The sequence below is a fragment of the Bacteroidota bacterium genome (assembly GCA_019637975.1).
In the GTDB taxonomy this organism is placed as follows: domain Bacteria; phylum Bacteroidota; class Ignavibacteria; order UBA10030; family UBA6906; genus CAADGV01.
This window is the reverse complement of the sequence record JAHBUR010000023.1, coordinates 1-21,449: the sequence shown is the minus strand read 5'-3', so window position 1 is coordinate 21,449 and position 21,449 is coordinate 1. Positions and strand designations below refer to the sequence as shown.

Here is a 21,449-nt window from a genome sequence, read left to right as displayed (position 1 = left end):
TTCCGTTACATCGGGAGGGGATTTTTTTACTGTTACTGACCGATTTCCGTTATATCCGTATTTGCTTGACATGACCCGCATTGGCCGTTATATTGTCCGAAACTCGATAGCACACTTTTCGATTCCCGATAATTATGGTATTGTTCCAAGACATCCGAAAGAACGCCATGCAGCACTCCGAACCTCCTTCTTTCTTCCATAGGAAAATGTGCATTCTGATTCTTCGATCGGCAACTTTGCTCATCATTTCCACATGCACCGGGATGGCCCAATCAGGCTGGTTCTGGCAGAATCCGCTTCCGACAGGAAGCGTCCTCAAAGGTGTCTCGTTTGCTGACGCCTACAGTGGGACAGCGGTTGGAGAGTTCGGCACGATCCTCAACACCAACAACGGGGGAATCACTTGGATGCCTCAGTATGGCGCAACGTGGCGTCATCTCACGGATGTGTTCTGCGTTGACGCTGCCAACAGGGTAGCGGTCGGAGACTCCGGAACGATCCTTCACTCGACGAACGGGGGCGCAAGCTGGATAGTCCGGCCAACAGGCACCATTGGACGGCTCAACGGTGTTTACTTTTCCGACGCAAATAATGGGACTGCGGTCGGGGGTACCCTGGGAATCGAGACCGGCATCATCCTCCGCACAACGGACGGCGGCGTTACGTGGAACAGCCAGGTTAGCGGATCCATCCGTGTGCTCACATCTGTTTTCTTTGTCGATGCAAACACCGGAACGGTAACCGGGGAAGGCGGAACGATTCTCAGAACCACTGACGGTGGCGCGATTTGGAACCCGCAAACCAGCGGTACAACCAACGCTCTCCTCTGCACATACTTCATCAACGCCGACAGCGGTATTGTGGCTGGAAACAGCGGCACCATTCGGCGCACCACCAACGCAGGAGCGGAGTGGTTCACTGTGACCGGGGGTCTTGGTTCCAGACTGGAATCCATCCGTTTCATAGACGCTGACAATGGATGGATGGTGGGAAATACTGGAAGGATTCTGCAAACAACAAATGGTGGAGGGAGTTGGACATCTGAAACTCCCTTTACGTCGGAAGATTTCAATGATTTGTGGGTTGGCAGCGGCGGGACCGGCGTCATCGTTGGAGGTTCATTCGCCACCAATCAAGCCATCTATCGCACGACGAATGCAGGTGCCAGCTGGGTTTCGCAGACTCAGGGCGTGCCAGTGAACACCACGCTGGCGGCTGTTCATTTTCCCGATGTGAGCACTGGCGTAATTGTCGGTGGACTGACTCAGAATCCGGGCGTGATTCTTCGGTCTACCGATGGCGGCACCATCTGGCAGAATCAGACCAGCGGCACCGGTATTATTGCCGGCCTCTGGGACGTGTACTTCTCCAGCCCTGATATCGGTACAGCAGTGGGCTCTCCCAGCGTTATCACACGGACCACCGACGGTGGAACAACGTGGTTCCCTCAAAATGGTGCGGTTTCCTTCAACAATGCTGTCTTCTTTCTCGATGATAACCTTGGATGGATCGTAGGTAACAACCGAACCGTGCAGCGCACGACAAATGGCGGCGCCGAGTGGGTCACGTTACACACCGGTCAGGCACCCCAACTTCTCAATGTCCACTTCTTCAACAGCAGCACAGGAGTCATAGTAGGCGGCGCAACCGGCTCCGGCCTCATCTACCGAACGACAGACGGCGGCAACACTTTGGACCCAATCCCTTCCGGCATCACGCAAGCACTTGTGGGACTTGCGTTCAACAGTACCGGAGCCGGATTGGCGGTGGGGGTTGGCGGCAGAATTCTCCGTACAAGCAACGCCGGTCTGAGTTGGGAAGCGTTGAATAGTGGAACCACACGTCAGCTCAACTCGGTTGCTTTCTCGGATGATTCAAGCGCGACGGCAGTAGGCCTCAGCGGAGTGATTTTGTACACGACAAATCTCGGCAACACGTGGATTCAACACCCGCCGCTCAGCACATACGATCTGGAAGACGTGCATTTTTCCGGTGGAAGCAATGGCATCATAGTCGGCCAGAGGACGATACTTCGCACGACAACAGGCGGGTTGGTTTGGGTTGAAGAGGGGCGTGTGCCGCATATCCCGCATCACCCTCGACTGAACCAGAATTACCCCAATCCGTTCAACCCCGCCACCACCATTGAGTACGACCTGCCAACCAGTGCGAGAGTAACGTTGAAGATCTACACGCTGCTCGGACAGGAGATACGCGCTCTGGTGGATGAGGTCCAGGTCTCGGGGAGACATTCGGTTGTGTGGGACGGGAGGGACTGGAACAACAGGATGGTCTCGTCGGGTGTGTATCTCTACCGCATCCAGGCCGGAGATCATGCACAGACTCGCAGGATGCTCCTGCTTCGCTGACCATCATCTTGGAAAGTCCCGGGTCGAAAAGGGCGGGACTTTCTGTTGAGATTCTCCTCAATCTCTTCTACATTTCACCGTTATGCGTCCCAACCGTTCCTTGATAGTTGTTGCTCTTTTTGGCGCGAGCGTTGTTGCGGCGCAGCAGGAGAACATCATATTCCAACAGCTTTCCACCGCCGACGGTCTGTCCCGCGGAACAATCTACTCCATCCTTCAGGACAAGCAGGGGTTTCTCTGGCTGGGCACGGCAACCGGCCTTCTTCGCTACGACGGCTACACCTTCAAACGGTATGCGCACAACCCATCCGACTCGACATCACTTTCGGGAGATTTTATCTGGTCGGTCTGCGAAGATTCGAGCGGCGATGTGTGGGTTGGAACATCAGGGCGCGGGCTGAACCGCTATGTGCGGGCCGCGGACAGATTCGTACGCTACACGAGTATGCCCGGTGATTCGACGAGTCTGCTCGGCAATGAAGTCGTATGGGTGTATGTTGATCGAAGAAATGACGTGTGGGCGGCCTCGTGGAATGGAGGTCTCAACAAGTTCAACCGCTCAACGGAAACGTTTACCCGGTACACAGCCGCCGATGGTCTGCCGAGCAGCAATGTCCACAGGATCTATGAAGACTCCGACGGCCGATTCTGGGTTGGAACGCGCCGCGGTCTCGCGCGTTTCGACAGAGAATCCGGAAGCAGCCGCGTCTATAAACCGGAACCGGAGAACACGCACTCGCTGTCAGGCGAGTACATTTTCGCCATCTACGAAATGCACGATGGGAGTGTGTGGTTCGGAACGGACGCGGGCATTTGCCAATACAGTTCAACGACCGACGACTTCACGCGTGTCCGGATCCCTCACCTCAGGAATCCCGTATCTGCCCTGTCCGGGGATATGTCGGGCAACCTCTGGGTTGCGACGGACGGCGACGGCCTCGTACGGCTGAATACCCGGACGGGTGAGCAAGCGCGGTTTGTTCCGGACCCACAAGACCCCAATGCTCTTTCATCGCATACTGTTCTATCTCTTCATCGAGATCGAACGGGCATTCTCTGGTTAGGCACCGTTGCGACAGGACTTTCCAAGGTCGATCCGCATCGCAAGAAGTTCCATCACCTCTCCATGAACGCCGCAACCGTGAACGCCATCCATGAAGATTCGCGCGGCAACCTTTGGATAGCAACGCAAAGCGGCATGCACCATGTGAATCGCGATGGCTCCCGGCTCGATCACGTTCCGCGCCCCTTGCGCAAAGGCGCTTTGTATTCGGTGTGTGAAGATGGAGAAGGAAACATCTGGTTCGGCCATCTTGAATCCGGGCTGCATCGGCTTGATACGAAAGGCGTCGTAAAGAACCTCGGTCTTCCGCCGGGCCCGCAGGACGTTACGAACAGGTTCATCACAAGTCTCTTCGTTGACTCCCATGGCTATCTCTGGATTGGTCAGAGTGGCGGTGGAGTCAGCCGGTTCGACGCAAAAGCCAACACCTACCGGCATCACTCTATGACAACGGACCCGCCATTGCCTGCCAGCTACATATGGGCGATCCATGAAGACCGGCGAGGATATTTCTGGCTTGGAACATGGGGTGCCGGCGTTATCCGTTTCAATCCCGCAACCAACGAGTCAGTGGTGTTGAACCGGGCGAGTCCGCGCGCCGGGGGCAAGGCAATCAGCGGAAACATCGTGGTGGCAATCGCTGAAGAACCCGATGGCACAATGTGGTTCGGGACGTGGGGCGACGGACTGAACCGGTACGACCCCGTCGGCGATTCCATCACATATTACTCGACAAGCAACGGGCTGCCGAACAACCATATCTACGGAATACTGCTTGACGACAAAACCGGTGAACTGTGGCTGACAACGGGATACGGGCTTGCGCGCTTCAATCCGAAAAGCGGCTCGTGTATTGCTTATGATGAGGGTGATGGAATCCAGTCGTTGGAATTTCGCCGGGGCGCCGTACACAAAGGACGCAGCGGCATGTTCTACGTCGGAGGAGTGAACGGACTGAACATCTTCAGACCGGAGCACATCGCCGTCAATACGCATGTCCCGCCGGTTGTGCTGACGAGCGTGCGGGTGCTCGATAACGAAAGGAACATCCTTCATCCATCTCTCGCACTTTCGTACGATGAGGACTTCCTGGCATTTGAGTTCGCCGCGCTCGACTTCGTTGAGCCGGGGAAGAACCGGTATGCCTACCGGCTTGAAGGTCTTGAAAGAGATTGGGTGGAGTCGGGAACACGACGGTACGTCAGCTATGCAAACCTCTCTCCGGGAGACTATGTGTTCCGCGTGAAAGGCTCCAACAACGACGGTGTGTGGAACGAGGAGGGAACATCTTTTGCATTCACGATCGCACCGCCGCCGTGGCAAACGTGGTGGGCGTATTGCCTCTACGGAATCGTGCTGGCGTTGAGTGGAGTCGGATTCAGAAGGTATGAGATAAACAAGATCAAAGCGCGTGAGCGGCATGAAGCAGCCATGCGGGAGGCGGAGCTGCGTGCCGAGTTGGAAAAACAAAAGACACGGGTCCAAATTGCCCGCGACCTTCACGATGAAGTGGGAAGCACGTTGAGCAGTATTTCGTTCTTCGCGCAAGCGATGGAACAAGGTGAAGAGAAGGAGAACGCCGGCAAGTTCCTTTCACTCATCTCCGAAAGCTCTGCTCATGCCCGTGAAGCGATGAGTGACATCATCTGGTCCATTGATCCGGCAAATGACAGTTGGAACACCGTCATTTCAAAGTTGCAACGGCATGCATCGGAGTTGTTCGAGAGTAAAGGCATCGCTCACAATATTGAAATGCCCTCTTCCGAGATCGAAGTAGTGATTGACCCGCAACGCAGGAGGCATTTCTGGCTTCTCTTTAAGGAAATCGTCACGAATGCCGTGAAGCATTCCCAATGCAGCGAGGCGCGAATCCGGTTAGAAGTGAAGGGCGGACGCGTTTCTCTTTCGATCTCAGACAACGGAGTTGGATTCGATGCTTCGTCAGCGAAAGATGGGCACGGGCTGAAGAACATCCGTTCGCGGGGAGAGGTTCTCGGGGCAGTCATGAATCTCACGACTTCACCCGGAACAGGAACGGATTGGAGGATTTCGTTTGATGTTTAGTGTGGTATCCCAGAAGGGGCCGGGGGATGAGGTCTCAACAAGTACGTATTCAAACTCTCCCGGAACGCGACACAAGAAACACACATTCATGTGATGTAATCGAGCCGGAATGTTTTTACTATCGAAGGGGCCATGAAATCACCAACTACTACACAGAACCCGATTTGGGTGTCGATCGTCGAAGACAATCGCTTCGTCCGCGAGGGGTGGACTGCAACGCTTCGTGCGGACAGCGGTATCAGAATCATCGGCGCATTTGAAAGCTGCGAAGAAGCGTTCGCCCACGATGCCTTCACCGATTCCGAAGTCGTGCTGATGGATATCGGCTTGCCCGGCATATCGGGGATCGAAGGAGTTCTGAAGCTGAAGGAAGCGAACTCCGATGCAGCCGTGATCATCTGCACCGTTTATGAAGACGATCAGAAAATCTTCGATGCTCTGTGTAATGGCGCCACAGGGTATTTGCTGAAAGAAGTCAGCCCGCCGGAACTCGTCAAAGCCATCAAGGACGCGGCAGCAGGCGGTTCGCCGATGTCTCCCAACATTGCCCGCAAAGTCATTGCAACGTTTCAGAAACCGCCCGCGGTTCACCAATCCCCCCAACATACACTCACCGACAGAGAGCGCGAGGTGTTAATCCTCCTCGCCGAAGGGAAATCCTATGCGACGATTGCGCAACAACTTTTCCTTTCGGTTGATGGAGTCGTGTCGCGCATACGCAAGATCTACGAAAAGCTGCAAGCGCACAGCCGCGGCGAGGCGGTTGCAAAAGGGCTGGCGCAAGGCATAATCTCCCCTCCTGCCAAAATCTAATCTGCAGCAAAAACGGGAATCATCCCTTCACAAGGCGGAATCACATCTTCTTGTGTTGAGATGGCTCATCTCTCTTCCTATCTTTTCGCCATGCAACTACACATCGTGCAGGAGGATTTATGAAGTACACATTCGCGCTTACTTTTTTACTCGCTTCGTACACGTATGCTCAGTGGCCCCCGCCCGCGCCGGCGGCCTCGGATTGGAGGGCAATCGGGGTTCAACAGAGCGGACCCCTTGATTTAGGCGCAACGGTTTCCACCGTCGCCCCGAACGGCGGAATCTATGTCGCGGGAAGAGTGAACTTTGACGGGCGTCGTGTGATGCGCGTTGTTCGTTGGAACGGTGGAAACTGGGTCACACTCGGTGACCGGTTCGAGAACGGAACGTCGAACGTTGATCCGTTCGCCATCGAGGTTGATGGTTTGGGCAATGTGTATGTCGCCGGAACCTTCCTGACCGTGTACAATACTCCGGGTGGACCTCCTATCCCCGTTAGTCGCATTGCACGTTGGAATATACAAACGAATGCATGGGAAGCCCTCGGCGGGGGGATCGATATCGCCGCTATAATCAACTGTATTGCCGCGTTCAACGGTGATGTATATGTCGGCGGTGGAACAATGATTGCAACGAACCCGGGCGGCGGGCAAGTTACCTTGCCGCGAATCGGGTTCTGGAGCACCACAAACAACACGTGGCAACCTGTCGGGCAAGGAGTTTCCGGCGCCTTCAACTATGTCGGCGTAATGACGGCTTCTGTTCATGGTGTTTATGTCGGAGGGAATTTTCTCACCGCAATAGACACCGGCGGCGGACAAGTAACCGTCAACCACATTGCATTGTGGACCGGCACTCAGTGGCAGCCGCTCGGGCAGGGAGTCTCCAATGCCCCGTTCATATTCGGCCCGTATGTCACGAGCCTTGCAATGAATGCAGCAAATGAGTTACTCGTGGGAGGCGTCTTTACGACCGCCCGCAACAATGATAATACAACCGCCAACGGGCCGCTTGTCCGTTGGAATGGCACTCAATGGTTCAATGAATCCGCCGGGCTTCCCTTGGGACCCGGAACAACAGACTTCTATCAAATGACGATTGATGGAAGCGACATCGTTTGTGCCTATTACCGCGATAACAACCCTCCGGGGAACGTTGTTGCGCGCCGGATTCAGCCGGGACAATGGGAAAAGATCGGGAGGTTCTCGGGGGAGATTGTGAGAACTTTGGCGGGAAGAACAGGACGAACCGCTGAAGGTTTGTACGTCGGCGGATTGTATAACAGGATTTTCGATCCCTCCTCCAACACAACACATGACATCATCAATAATGCCCAATGGATACACGGTACAGGGTGGACGCCCCTGCTCAACTTCTCGGGGGTGGCAGGAACGGTGTTGGCGCTTGCCGCAACCGCAGAGCGGCCGCTTGCCGACCGCAGGGAGTATTTGTATATGGGGGGAACGTTCAATGCTGTCGCCGGAATACCGGCAAACAACATTGCCTTCTACGATGGAGTCAACTGGGCTTCTCTCGGAGGAGGCGTCAACGGGCCGGTGTACGCCATCGCAGCCGACAGGGGGAGTGTGTTTGTCGGGGGGAACTTCACTGTTGCGTACAACGCCAATGGAACAACCGTCCCGGCAATGAGTATCGCGAAGTGGGATCACACGACCGAAGAATGGGAACCGTTTGATGGGGGCGTCGTTGGGACGGTGTATGCTCTTGAACTGTATTCGGTCCTGGGAGGAATACCGCAACTCTTCGTCGGAGGTGCATTCGATACAGCGGCCTTTGGTCAGACAAGGATACGAGCCAACTCTCTGGTTGAATTCTACCGTTCCGTGGGGAACTGGGATATGCGTCTTGTTGGCCAAGGTGTATATGGAGGAAACAAGGAGGTCCGCGTAATCGCGAGGCACGGATATTTCTACACCCCGCAGTACGATATGTATCTCGGCGGTTCCTTCGATGGCGTAGTCTCTGAATCCGGAGCGCAAACCCCCACTCGCAACATTGCCCGCTGGAATATCCAGGCAAACTCGTGGGGAGCGGCTGTCGGGCAAGGAGTAAATGGCACCGTGCGGGCGCTCGCGTACCATATCGGGGGGCACTTCCCGCGGGTCTGGGTGGGGGGCGATTTCACCGTCTCGACGAACGAGGACGGCTCAACGGTCAACACTCCCTACCTTTCCTTTTGGAATGATCCGAGCAACCAGTGGAACATCCTTCAGGGGGGCACCACCGGACCGGTTCATGCAATTGCACGAATCTACCACACACACTACAACGGAGCCTTCGTCGGCGGAAACTTCACTTTCGGAAGATATGAAAACGGCAACACCCGGCTCATCAATCGCGTTGGATTGTTCGTTACGGATCAGTTCCCGGGACAACATCTTCGTCAGTATTGGAACGGAAGGCCGGATATCCCGGATGTGAACCTGAATGGTACCGATGGCCCTGTCTATGCACTGCTCTCATTAGCCTCATGTTATGAAGCTGCCGAGAACGTGTATGTTGGAGGCAACTTCACACGGGCGGGGCATAATGTCCCTCCGGCGAACGGTATTGCCCGCTGGCGCTACATATGGCAGCCGCGGCTTACGGTTGTCGCCTCATCGAGTGGCGTCAGGTCATCCGGAGGCGGTAATGCAGGAAGAGGGGTACGCATGGTGGCCCATCTGCCAAGGTGCAGCCCTCTTGTTACCTCTCCGCAAGGCACCGAAGAGCGGGTTCTCTTCGACAGTCTCGGCATCGGTCAATCCGTAGCGGTGGACAGCCTCCCGTTTCTGGAGTACATGAGAGCCGAGGTGTATCGTGAAGGGCAGGAGTTTAATCCGATCTTGGTGACAGATAGCTTGTATCTGAGCGCAGCAAGTCCCGGCCTGATTGCTCTCCTCGGCGTGGATGATCCATTTGATTTTGCGCCGAACCCGGACGCACGATCGACCGAATTCCGCATTCTTGCTTTGCCGCTTCCCATCGAGGCGGGCGGCGATCATCTTGCGCGCGTCATCTTCCTTCATGCCATCACCGATGCGCCTGCCCTCAATATCTCTCTTCAGGGAGGTGGAACGCTGGTGCAGAACCTCCGCTACAGCGACGTCTCCGACTCGAGCGTCGGCCTGGCGCCGGGGAGTTATGTCTTTGAGATGAGAAGAACGGACAACAACCAGCTCATCGGCTCATTCCCGATTGACCTATCGGGACAGGCGGGGGAAATTGCCGTGATTGCTGCTACGGGGTTCCTCGATCCCGCTGCAAACCAGAACGGGCCCGCGGCATCATTGACGGAATTCGAAACAGGAACAACGATTCTCACCGATGTGAATGAACCGGTTGATCGACGTGCGGTTCCGACAGAGTTTCATCTCGCGCAGAATTATCCGAACCCGTTTAATCCAACAACAACCATTCAATTCAAGATTCCTGCCGGAACGTATGGCCATACGTCCCTACGCGTGTACGATCTCCTTGGCCGAGAGGTGGCAACGCTGGTGAACGAAGTGAAGCAGCCGGGACATTACGAAGTGGCATTCGATGCGTCCGGGCTTGCCAGTGGTGTCTATCTGTACCGGTTGACTTCGGGTAGTTTCACAGTAACAAAGAAGCTCCTCTTATTGAGATGATATCGACCAATACACTCTGAAAGGAAAGCCGATGAACAAGCTCACTACAAGGCTCATGATTTTCCTTGTTCCTCTCTGTTCGATGGTCTTTGGGTGCTTCATTACACCGGACCCGGGCGAGGATTCGAACAGTGTTTCGGGGCGGCCTCGAAGGTTATTGAGTATGCAAAAAGCAGGCGCGGCAGCAGGTCATCATATTGTTTCGGTGAGCGATAATGGTAGAATCCTCACAGCCGAAGGCCGGCCGCCGTTCACGTGGCAGCAACGCAGCAGCGGTGTCACGCAACGCCTTAACGATGCACAGTTTGCACCCTATCGGTACATTTCGAACGATACTTCACAACTTGTTATAGTGGTCGGCAATGCCGGAACAATTCTCCGATCAACAGATCTAGGCATAACGTGGTCGGCCGGGTCAAGCGCCACAACAGCAAACCTCAACGGTATTTCGTTCAATATGTTTGACGAGAACGAAGCTTGGGCTGTGGGAGACGGTGGCGTCATCGTCAAAACGACAAACAAAGGACAAACGTGGTTGCCGCAGACAAGCGGCACAACCAACGACCTTCGTGCCGTGTACTCCGTCGGTACAATCGTGATAGCCGCCGGGGCAGGGGGGACATTCAGGCGGACTGACAATGGCGGAGACACGTGGGGGGCGGCATCGGGAGGCTCTCCCGGGGTTACCATCAACAGAATTACGTTTGATCAACGGATGGGCATAGGCGGCGTGATGTATGCGGTGGGAACAGGCGGGGCCATCTACTACTCGTCAAACTATGGCGCAAACTGGACTACGTTGACAAGCAATACAACTCAGCAACTCAACGACATCCATTTCCGGGACGGACTTTTCGGCGTGGCATTGGGGAACAACGGCGTCGTTCGCAATACCACAAATGGCGGCACTACATGGCTCACTGACGCGTACCTCAATACCCTGACCACCGCAGATATCCGGTCGGCGTATGCGACAATGGAATTCGAGACAACACTCGTCGGTGCACGGCAGATTGTTGATACCGTATTTACAAGCGTCGTGGCAACGAGCGGAGGCTTGGCCACAGTCTCCAACACGCCTATTACGGGCATTGCCGGAAACGCGCCATTTCTCCCGACGGAGTTTGCGTTGTATCAGAATTATCCGAATCCGTTCAACCCGACGACCACGATACGATACAACTTGCCATCCTCCCTTCCCGTTTCTCTTCAAGTATTCGACAATCTTGGAAGGGAAGTACGAACGCTGGTTCATGAGGTGCAGGAGTCCGGACCCAAGTCGATCCGGTTTGATGCCACCGGGTTGGCCGGCGGCGTCTACTTCTACCGGTTGCAAGCGGGCGAATTCACCGAAACTCGCCGGCTTCTTCTGCTGCGGTAACAGTATGCATGTCGCTGCCGGATTAAATATGAATCCCGTCTTAGCAAGAGTTGAGACGGGATTTTTTGTTTGTCTAGCCCGGACAAACGTCTGCACCAGCGGGATGTGATCGCCCACCCAGCTTGCGAATGAGAAATGGACTCGATACAAGCAAAGATATTTGTTGCGTGTTTCTCGGGTCTGATCCTTAGCACAGATATTTCTTTTCCACTTGTCCCAAGAGTATTGCTTCTCAGGTTCGCGTAGGATACCTTGTCGAAACACCCGGTCGTTCTTTGTCGGTCGGCGAAACAGATGGCTTTCGGCGAATGGTTTCATAGATTCTGAACGTTGAATCGGATTCAACCAACCAAACTACTTACCTCTCACAGGAGGCACACCATGCAACGGATACAATGGGAGAAGTTCTCGCTTGTGCGAGCAACAACCACGAAGAGCATTGTGAACCATGCGCCTAAGCTCTTTGCAGCATTTCCCGGAGTCACAACAGCCATCGTCTTTGCGCTCGCGCTCTGCTCGACGGCTTTCGCCCAAATCACCATTACGAACGCCAGCTTCCCTGTGGCAGGCGATACACTGAAAATGGCAATTGACAACTTCCCTGCCGGCATAGTGCCGTACACACCGCCGGGCGGCAACCAGACCTGGAACTTCAGCGGTTTGCAGGTTGACGCAACCCGAAACATTGTTTATCGCCCGGCCAGCCAAGGCAGCGTACAAGTGCCCGGAGCCGAATTATTCGCAGTCACCTCACCCAATTGGGAGGAGTATTACAACGTGACAAGCAATAGGTTCGAACTACAAGCTGATTATGGCATTTATTATGACGTCATTGGCAATTCATTGTTCAATTACATTCCCACGATGGAGGAACGCCGTGCGCCGCTGAATTTTTTCGACATCAACCAAATATGGTCAGAGACAATTAAGACATTGCCGCCCTCTGCCTTTCCGCCTGCATTAATAGCTGCCTTACCTGTTACGGTAGATTCCCTCCGCTATCGGATAACAATTATTCGTCTTGATGTGGTGGACGGCTGGGGCACCGTGAGCATACCGGGCGGCACCTACAACGTGCTGCGGGAAAAACGTACCTGGCAGCGGGAAAACCGCCTGGATGCCAAAGTCCCGCCACTGGGTTGGTTGGACATTACCGATGTTGCAATCCAGGCCGGCTTTCGCGGCCTTGGAATTGATACCCTCATCACGTACAATTTTTGGAACAACGTGGAAAAGGAACCCATCGCTATTGTGGCCTTGGACAACGCGCAAAACCTCGTCACAAAGGTGATGTTCAAGAACAACAGCCCGCCGACCACGGTGCAAGAGCAAACGCCGCATGAGTTTGCATTGTTGCAGAATTATCCCAATCCGTTCAATCCGACGACAACGATTCGTTACGCGATTCCTGGAGGGACGCACGGCCGTGCGTCCCTCCGAGTGTACGACCTGCTTGGCCGCGAAGTCGCAACACTGGTGAATGAGGTGAAAGCGCCGGGAAGCCATCAGGTAACGTGGGATGCAACAGGGTTGGCAAGCGGTATATACCTCTACAGGTTGCGGGCAGGAGGATTCGCTCAGACTCGTAAGATACTTTTGGCAAAGTAACAGATTTCAGCAGAAGGCCGGATGATGAGTCCGGCCTTTGTTATTACAAGCTCACGCGAATCGCCTGCGCGTCGCTCTTGGATGCTTCCGTCTTGCCTTCCTCGCACCGCCACCAATAAATGACCGCCTCGTCGGTTTCTCCTGTTTGAAGAATTGTCTCGTACGGAATCGACTTCGTTTCGCCGGGTTTGATGGCGTTCTGTTCGGTGCAGGTTGGGTGAAGCGTGATGTACTGCATCACGCGAGCGGGATAGAGGATGTAGTACACTGTTTCGTTGGAGGTGTTGGAGATGTGCAGTGTTCTGTTCTCTGCTTTGATAATTACTACATCTTTCTGGCCACAGCCTGCGGCGAAAATGCAAAGGAGACAGAAAATAGCTATTGTTTTTGAGGTTTGAGGGCTCAGGCTGTATTCCTCACATCTTTCGGTTCGGGTTTGGGTGTTCTTCACTGGGGCTTTGAGGGCTTTGGATTGGGTCGGGAATTTTAGTTTTCTGTTCGGTTGTGGCATCAGGCATCGGCAAGTACTTATCAGGTAAATCGTAAGCCCACACATGAGTGTGGACATCTGGGCTAAGAAGCCTCTTTGACAAAAAAAGTCTTGGAATCGGATTCAAAAATAGTCTTGAGTCACCTCCCTCCAATTCTCGATAGTAGTAGAGAAGCAATGAAAAGAGTGCTGCGACCGAGTCTAACGCCGTGGAAAGCGTTGCTTGTTTGTAATGCACGGAACGCTCGTGCTTGACATTGTTATAAGCCTCCCACCAGGATAGTTTGCTATTATGATTCCAGTTATCCCATGGCCTTCGACTCAAATTGAATCTCGGGATATGTAATTCTACCTCAGCGAATTTTGGGTATCGACGCATTATGACTGCTTTGTATTCTCCTATGTTGCCACAGCTTGAGGTGGGTGACAGCTGTCTGCAAAACTCTTTGGCGACGACGTCGACCTCGGACGAACTTGAAAGCAATAGCCTCGAGAATTCAATTGAGTAGACATTGTAATTGTCTTCCGAGAATTCGACATAGCGGCTGGTCCGAGCCAAGTCTTCTTCAATTGCTATGAAATACTGCCAATACGGTGGATTTAAAGGATTATCGCTTAGTACCAATATTCGCACTCGATCGCTAGGTCTAGAATGTCTGGTGTTTCAATTGTTCTCCTAGTCTATCTCCATTTCCACCGTGCTTGCCCCCGGATCCATCCCGCTTTCCCAATAGAACGGCACGCGCTTCCGCTCTCGTCCACAAATCTCATCTATCGTTTCGACGTTGTACCGTCGCCGCATGTCGCAAAGAACTGTCACACTAACGATGTTGTGAGCTTCCCTGAGCGTGTAATTGCTTGATGCGTGCATTGAGTTTGGTTGCCCTCTCGTGATAGAATTTCCTGACCTCATCCGGAGATTTGCCTGTCAGCAGTTTTTCATGCTCGTCTCTAATTTGACGAACCATTTCTATTGCCTTTATCTTTTTATTCATGAGTTGTTAGCTCCCGAGGTGAGAGGATTTGTAATGGTTTGTACCCCATCTCAATATTCACTGCATTGAACAGTCGTATCTTGTCGTAGTGAACAATATGTTTGAAGTTCCAACTTGTTACCACATCTACCTTCAGCGACTGTCGCGACGGCGATGTGCAGCAAGTCTCTCGAATAGCGCTCGTCCAAGATTTTGTGCAGAAGATATGCCTTCGACAGGGCTATTGCTTCGTCGGTGATTTGAACGAATTCAGGGTCGTACGATTTCAGTTCTGCATACTTTTGAACGACTTCATCAGGTGCTGGCTCAATCTCGGCTTCGATAATCTCCGACAGGACTAGCCTGAAGACTCCCAACCGAAAATCAATAATGAGGCCATTCGACCAACGCGAGAACTCAGGATCGAAGCATCCGCCGACTACCGACGTGTCAGTATATACCCTTGGAGTCTTCATGGATCTAAGATAAGCAAAAACAAGACACGAAATCTACGTGGCGAAAGTCAATCCAATTCCATTTCCACTGTCTCCGCCCCCGGATCCATCCCGCCTTCCCAATAAAACGTCTCACGCTTGCGCTGCTTGCCGCCGACTTCATTCATCGTTGCCGCATCATACAATCGGCCGTTCAGCATCACGTACTTGATTGATTCGCTGTTGCGTATGTTCTCCAACGGATTCTTGTCCATCACAATCAGGTCGGCGAGCTTGCCTACTTCGAGCGAACCGATATCGGCGTCGAGTCCCAGATATTCTGCTCCGGACAATGTTGCGGAGCGAATCGCCTCCATCGGCGTCATGCCGCCTTGCACGAACATCCAGAGTTCCCAGTGCGGGCCGAGTCCCTGCAACTGTCCGTGCGCGCCGAGGCAGACTTTTGTTCCTGCGTCGAGCAAGGCCTTTGCTCCTTTCGCATTCTCGATATGTCCCCAATCTTCCTCTTCCACTTTCATTCGGCGGCGGGAGCGTGCGTCAACAAGGGCGCGGGGTACGTACGTGAGCAGCCTCTGGTTCTCCCACACTTTCGTGTTGGAGTACCAGTAATTCTCACCCATAATTCCGCCGTACGTGACGATGAGGGTCGGCGTGTAGTATGTTTGACTCTTCGAGAACACAGTGATGACATCTTTGTAGAGAGGGGAGATGGGGAGAGAGTGTTCGATGCCAGTATGTCCGTCAAGAATTTGCGTCATGTTCCAGAAGAATGTCGAGCCCCCTTCGGGAACGACCATCATCTCCAACTCCCGCCCGGCTTGAATAATCTGCTGCCGCTGATCGCGGCGGGGCTGGTTGTAGCTTTTTACGCTGAACGCGCCAACTGCTTTCAGTCTGCGTAGATGCGATTTTGCATCTTCAAGATTGTTGACGATCGCCTTGTAGCTTCCTTCCGCGCCGTAGAGAATCGTTCCCGTAGAGTACATTCTCGGCCCGACAATCGTTCCCGCTTTGACTAGCTCCGAGGCCGCGAAAAACTCTTCTGTATCGGTGGAAGGATCATGCTCTGTCGTAACGCCGAACGCCGCGCTGGCGTAGAACGCCCAGTTCTGCTGCGGCGTGATGCCGATGCTGCCAACCGGTCCGTGTGCGTGAACATCAATCATTCCCGGCATAATGAACTTGCCGGAGACGTCAACGGTTCTCGCGCCGACAGGGATCTTTACAGATCCGGTCGAGCTGATAGCTTTGATGCGGTTCTGCTCGACAAGAATCGTTGCGTTTTGCAGGACTTCATCGCCCTTCATCGTGATGACGGTTGCGCCCGTCAACGCAACGCTTCCTGCAGGCTTATCAAAATTCGCTTTGAAGCCGATGTGCATCCCGACCGTATCGGGCTTTTCCTGAATGCTGTCCGGCGCGCCTTCAACAAATTTGAATGTGTTGGCAAGAGAGCGTGAGGAGAGTTCGGGGCCGAGAGACCAGTAAACGGTTTTGCTGTCCGGCGACCAATGCAAATACATTCCGGCATCCCGCGTCACTCGCTTCACAGGAAAATCACTTGTGCTTGGCCCGATCTGAATGGCTTGTCCTGTAAGAGGTAGGGTAGCAATGTATGAGTTGTAGCGTTCGGTAAATGCCACCCAATTCTCATCCGGTGATGGGACAATCTGTTGTGCATTGTCTGAGGTAAGATGAACCCGCCGATCACCGCCTGTCAGGTTTATGCTGATGAGGGCAACCTTTTCGCCTTCATTCGAAGTAAGATAGATGCGTTCGCCTTTCTTGTTGAACATCGGGCTCGAGCCTTCTTCAGTGATGAGTGTCGGCGTTCCGCCTTCAGCCGAAATCCAGTACACGCCCGGATCTTTCGTGAACGTTCGCCCGCGTAGCCAATCGCCGCCGTTTTTCATAAACACGATCCGTTTTCCATCCCGCGAAAATGACGGCTCGGTGTAAGTGCCCTTCACTGTTGTCAGTCTTATTCCCGCGCCGCTGCTTGATTTCACCTTGTACACGGCACCTTTGTCTTTGTCGAGCCAGGTCGTGTACACGATCCATTTGCCGTCCGGCGACCATGAAGGATAGAACTCAAAGTGATTATCCGTCGTGAGTCGTTTCGGCTCACCGCTCGGAAGTTGTTTGATGTAGAGATACCCGAGGGCTTGAAACACAACCGACTTTCCATCGGGCGATGTCTGCACCCAGCGCAACATCTTCACATCAAACTTATCCGGGGCAACTTGTTGCTTAAAGCGAAGTGCATCAGTGATCGTCTGTTTGATTTTTGCTTTGAAGGGGATTTGAGCCGCTTGCTTCGTCGCGACATTCACCTTCCAGATTTTTCCTTTTGCGGAAATGACAATGAACTTGTTGTCCGGCGTCCATGAGAAGTTCGGGTACACGCCGAAGATTGCCCACGCTTCCTGCTGGTCACGTGAAAGCTGATCCCACACCGGCCATTCTTCTCCCGTTTCTATGTTGCGGATGTAGAGAACGGAATTCAGGCGAACCCGTCGGACAAACGCAAGGTATTTTCCATCGCGTGAAGGCTCTGGTCGCACGGAACCACCGTTGCCGCCGACAAACCGGATTGTCTTTCCGGTTTCACGGTCGAGACGATTGATCACGTAAATGACGCCGTACGGATCGCGGTTGTAGTCGAAGGCGTTGCCCGGACTGACATCTTCGTCGTAGTACACGTAACGTCCGTCGGGGGAGATGGCAGGGTCGCTGGCATTCTGCTGCCAGTTGCGTCGCTTCGTAAGCTGAACGCCGTCGCCGCCGCTGACGTGATACATCCACATCTCGCCCGCTCCAAGTGAGCGTGTATTGCGGTAGTGCTTGCGGGCAATCAGATACTGTCCGTCGGGCGTCCAGACGGCGCCATTGGTTTGGCGGTCTTTTTCTTTCGTGACGGAACGCCTGTTCGATCCATCTACATTCATCACCCAAATGTTGTCGCAGCCTTCCCGGTCGCTGGTGAACGAGATCATCTTCCCGTCGGGAGAGAATCTCGGCAGTACTTCGTATGGCGTTCCACCGCTCAGCAGCGTTGCCTCGCCGCCTTCAGTGGGCATGATGTAAATGTCGCCGAGCAAGTCGAACACAATTTTCTTCCCGTCCGGACTTACGTCAACGGAAATCCATGTTCCTTCATGGGTTTCAAACTCGATATCTTTCGTCGGGCCGTGCGATGCGGCGACGTCCCATTTCTCAGGTTTCTTGTCCTGCGACGGAACTGCAGCGGTGTCTTTTTTCTCCTGTGCAAAACAAAGTGTCGTGACGAAAAGGAGTACGATGAGTGGATGTATGAGGGTCGGTTTCAATGAAAACTCCTTGATTGTTGTTGTTTGGATGTAGAACATGATAGTAATGAAAAAGCGAGGAGGCAAGGGGAGAGGTGAGGATTCCGAGCGTGATACCGACCTTATGGGTCGTCACGATTTTTCGGGAATCTTTCCGTAGATTTGTTTGAGCACATTCGTATTTAATATCTCATTCGAAACGAGGGAAGCATGTCATCCAGCAAGAAATCCTTCATACTCTTCTTCACTTCCATTCTGGTTTCGCTTCTCTTTGCAGAGACTATTGTCAGATTGTTTGTGCCACAGGAAACGAAGCGTCTTGCCGTTTATGACAAAGAACTTGGCTGGCGCGGAAAGCCGGGGGGCAGCGGCGTGTATATCCGAAACGAAGATAGTATCTACGTCCCCTTTCAGTACAACTCGATGGGGTTTCGGGATGATGAAGTTCGTCCGCGCAACAATGTTGCACAACGGATTCTGTTTCTCGGCGATTCCTTCGTGGAGAATCTCGAGGTATCATACGAGAAGATGTTCGTTCCGCTCGTCCGGAAGAGGATTGCCGATGCCACTGCTTCACGCGTTGATCTTGTCGCGCTCTCATCGCAGGGATATTCAACTGCACAGGAACTGCTGGCGTTCAGGAAATACCGCGCGGAGCTGAGGCCTGATTATGTTGTATTGTTCTTCTATACAGGGAACGATTTCGAAGATAATCTTCGGCCTGACTTCGCCTCTCTCGACAGCGCCGGGACGCTCATTTTTCCCGAGAACAAGACATCATGGATGAAGCAGCAACTGCTCTCCTTCAAGCGTTGGCTGTATGAATCGTCGTATCTGGTTTTTTACATCAAGAATGTCATTGAATCATATGCAGCGGTGAATCTGGGCGATGAGTCAAAGCACGCCGCTACGGGGTCGGATGAGTATAGTTTTGAGATAACTCGCAGGCTGATTCTTGAGATGAGAAGGTCGGTGGAAGAACACGGCGGGAAATTTGCGTTGGTGATCTTCACAAACAAATACGAGTTGAGCGAGAACAGACTTGAGAAAACCGCCTTCATCAAACAGGTATGCGATGAAGCGGGAATCTCCTGGACTGATGCTACCGCTTTTCTACGCGAGGAGCATTTCTTCAGAATCGACGAACACTTCAGTGAAGCGGGACATCACATTGTTGCAGAACGAGTGTATGACTTTCTCATCCAGACCTTTCCTCTTGAGGATTGATTTGGTGAGCAGGCGTTATGCAAAATGCTTGTAGAGGACCTCTCCCGCCGCCCGGCAAACTATTTGAGGTGAATGCCGAATAACTTGTCTCAGTATCTTGTCCAACATCGGAGAGCGGTGTGTCGGTGGACGGTCGGTAATGGCCGTGTAGATGAGCTCTTCCTCGGTTGCCCCCCAATTGTTCTTGAACCGTCGCAGCCCGCAATTGCCTTTGTCTGTTCTTCCGAAGTCAAGAGTCGTACAGCCGTCCGCGATGCCCCGTTTGATTCCTTCCCAGAGAAATGCGTGCGACGGGCATGACGCTTTGTACGCATCATCGGATGCGCTGTATTTGAATGCAATCGTATTGTTGAACTTCAGAAATACGCCGCCGGCAACGGGCCTTTCGTTCTTGTGCGCAACGAGGCAATACCCGAGTCCCGGCTGCAAGACGTGATGCCATAATCCGATGAATAGCGATTTTGGTTGCACCGGAACTCCAAGTCGTCGACGCGTCTTCCAGTGCAATGCATAAAAGGCTTCGAAGTCTTCGGAGGTCTTGCATTCCCTCACCACTATACGTGATTTTTCCGCAATCCGGATTGAGCGTTGGGTTGTTCTCTTTTCGAATTTCGTGAACAACTCGTCCGCGGGTCTGTTCAGCTGGAGGATATGTTGGACGAATTCACCCACGCGAAATATCTGTCCGGAAGCAGCCACATTGGAGTGGATCTCGATTCTGTGTGATTTGCTTCCCGATCGTTGCTTCAGAAATTCGATGAGTCGGGACAAGGCGCAAGGATCATTCGGGGGAAGCAATGGCGGACAATGGTCTGAAAACGGGAGAGAAATCCAACGTTTTCCTGTGAACGAGCTGTGAACATCCGCAAACGGGATTCCGGCCACAATCTCTCCACCGAGTGTCAGACATACGGCGAACATCGGATAGCCGTACGAATCACGGATGAGTCTCATCCATGCCGGATGATGGAAAATACGGGCATCGGGATGCCGATTCACAAACGACATCCATTCAGTGGAGGAGGTGGGGTCAAGAATATGAAGATGATGTTTCACGAATACGTCAGTCGGTGTTCGCAGCAGCCTTCCGCATAGTGAACTTGAAATGCAATTGGTTGAGATGCTCGCGGTTGTGCACCAAAATACGCAAAATTCTTTTCCAAAGAGTGACAACCAACAATGGAGTATGTCCGTTCATGCGAGCATGGAATCATGAATTGCCGCTCAAGCATGTATGGTTTGCCGATATAGTACCGCCATTTGTGCCGCCTGCCTTGTTTGCTTTTCACTCTTCAGTTTCTTACTCTCTATGTGAATCAACGAGCAGTTGCGGCGATTTTTTATTGTTCCTGAATGACAAAAGTTCAATATCTCTCCTGGTTCGACGAAGTTGTTCGTCCAGCCGAACCGACTTTCCTTCGTGTTCCGGCCGACAAGCTCGACTTCCAACTGACGGCCAAGTCGTTTTCAGTTGGCCAGTTATTGGCTCACATTCCACTTTCGCTCTCATTTCTGGCGATAGTGATTCGGAGGGACGAGTTGCCCTACAAGTCGATGAGGGAGATCCTTGTGAACAACAGGCGCCAGGACATTCTCGGTGTTGAAGCCGCCGTATCAACACTGCGTGAGGCGATCGGGGCATTCAAAGGGGCTGTTGATTCTCTGAGCGAGGAACAGTTTCAAAGCGACATGCTTGATACGCCGCAATTGGGCCGTGTGTACTACTGGCGCTTTTGTGCATTTGCACTGGAACATCATATTCACCATTTCATGGAACTCCACCTTTCGTTGAAAGTACTCGGGGTTGATGTAAATACAAAAACGCTCTACGCGGGTTGAGGAACGAGGGGAATATGGCAGCGACAATTCTGCTGATTGACGACGATCTTGCATACCTTGAATTGACGACGATGATGCTGAAGCTTGAGGGTCATCGGGTTCTGACGGCGACCGACGGCCGGGCCGGCTGGGCGTTGATTGAAAAAGAGAAGCCGGATGTTGTGCTTTTGGATTGGAATCTGCCGGAAGTCAGCGGTATCAATCTTCTCAAACTCCTTCATGAAAA

General features: G+C 53.1%; 14 protein-coding genes. 9 read left to right on the top strand and 5 right to left on the bottom strand.

Going from position 1 to position 21,449, the window contains the following annotated elements:
- The first annotated feature begins 263 nt into the window (after positions 1–263).
- The 6 genes from KF749_12875 to KF749_12850 all read left to right on the top strand — a co-directional run bounded on the left by KF749_12875 (position 264) and on the right by KF749_12850 (position 12,930).
- Complete coding sequence (locus tag KF749_12875) at positions 264–2,369, top strand: T9SS type A sorting domain-containing protein (GenBank protein MBX2992043.1); 2,106 nt, start codon at positions 264–266, stop codon at positions 2,367–2,369.
- Between the two features lie 82 nt (positions 2,370–2,451).
- Positions 2,452–5,496 (top strand): hypothetical protein, encoded by a 3,045-nt coding sequence (locus tag KF749_12870; GenBank protein ID MBX2992042.1) that lies wholly within the window; start codon positions 2,452–2,454, stop codon positions 5,494–5,496.
- Between the two features lie 132 nt (positions 5,497–5,628).
- The gene (locus KF749_12865; GenBank protein ID MBX2992041.1) at positions 5,629–6,309 is read left to right on the top strand and encodes a response regulator transcription factor; all 681 of its coding nucleotides are present in this window, start codon (positions 5,629–5,631) and stop codon (positions 6,307–6,309) included.
- 3,155 nt (positions 6,310–9,464) lie between these two features.
- Complete coding sequence (locus KF749_12860) at positions 9,465–9,941, top strand: T9SS type A sorting domain-containing protein (protein MBX2992040.1); 477 nt, start codon at positions 9,465–9,467, stop codon at positions 9,939–9,941.
- A 163-nt stretch (positions 9,942–10,104) separates the two neighbouring features.
- Positions 10,105–11,322 (top strand): T9SS type A sorting domain-containing protein, encoded by a 1,218-nt coding sequence (locus KF749_12855; GenBank protein MBX2992039.1) that lies wholly within the window; start codon positions 10,105–10,107, stop codon positions 11,320–11,322.
- A gap of 381 nt (positions 11,323–11,703) precedes the next feature.
- Positions 11,704–12,930: a T9SS type A sorting domain-containing protein gene (locus tag KF749_12850; GenBank protein MBX2992038.1), complete on the top strand. Its 1,227-nt coding sequence runs from the start codon at positions 11,704–11,706 to the stop codon at positions 12,928–12,930.
- Between the two features lie 43 nt (positions 12,931–12,973).
- Here the strand turns inward: KF749_12850 and KF749_12845 are convergent, their stop codons facing one another.
- The 4 genes from KF749_12845 to KF749_12830 form a co-directional block, all read right to left on the bottom strand.
- Positions 12,974–13,198 carry a hypothetical protein gene (locus KF749_12845; protein ID MBX2992037.1) on the bottom strand — a complete coding sequence of 75 codons (225 nt, stop codon included), beginning with the start codon at positions 13,196–13,198 and terminating at the stop codon, positions 12,974–12,976.
- Positions 13,199–14,096: 898 nt separating this feature from the next.
- Positions 14,097–14,291: a hypothetical protein gene (locus KF749_12840; GenBank protein ID MBX2992036.1), complete on the bottom strand. Its 195-nt coding sequence runs from the start codon at positions 14,289–14,291 to the stop codon at positions 14,097–14,099.
- A 174-nt stretch (positions 14,292–14,465) separates the two neighbouring features.
- The gene (locus KF749_12835) at positions 14,466–14,870 is read right to left on the bottom strand and encodes a hypothetical protein (GenBank protein ID MBX2992035.1); all 405 of its coding nucleotides are present in this window, start codon (positions 14,868–14,870) and stop codon (positions 14,466–14,468) included.
- A gap of 47 nt (positions 14,871–14,917) precedes the next feature.
- Positions 14,918–18,178 (bottom strand): PD40 domain-containing protein, encoded by a 3,261-nt coding sequence (locus KF749_12830; GenBank protein ID MBX2992034.1) that lies wholly within the window; start codon positions 18,176–18,178, stop codon positions 14,918–14,920.
- Between the two features lie 189 nt (positions 18,179–18,367).
- Between KF749_12830 and KF749_12825 the strand changes: the two genes are divergently transcribed.
- Positions 18,368–19,384, top strand: coding sequence for an SGNH/GDSL hydrolase family protein (locus KF749_12825; GenBank protein MBX2992033.1), 1,017 nt, complete (start codon positions 18,368–18,370; stop codon positions 19,382–19,384).
- A gap of 15 nt (positions 19,385–19,399) precedes the next feature.
- Here KF749_12825 and KF749_12820 read toward each other — a convergent pair whose 3' ends face one another.
- Positions 19,400–20,440 carry a GNAT family N-acetyltransferase gene (locus KF749_12820; GenBank protein MBX2992032.1) on the bottom strand — a complete coding sequence of 347 codons (1,041 nt, stop codon included), beginning with the start codon at positions 20,438–20,440 and terminating at the stop codon, positions 19,400–19,402.
- Between the two features lie 297 nt (positions 20,441–20,737).
- On the opposite strand from KF749_12820, the gene KF749_12815 reads away from it, so the two are divergent.
- On the top strand, positions 20,738–21,223 hold the full coding sequence (locus KF749_12815) for a DinB family protein (GenBank protein ID MBX2992031.1): 486 nt from the start codon (positions 20,738–20,740) through the stop codon (positions 21,221–21,223).
- Positions 21,224–21,237: 14 nt separating this feature from the next.
- On the top strand, positions 21,238–21,449 hold a 212-nt coding region (locus KF749_12810; protein MBX2992030.1), incomplete at its 3' end, for a response regulator.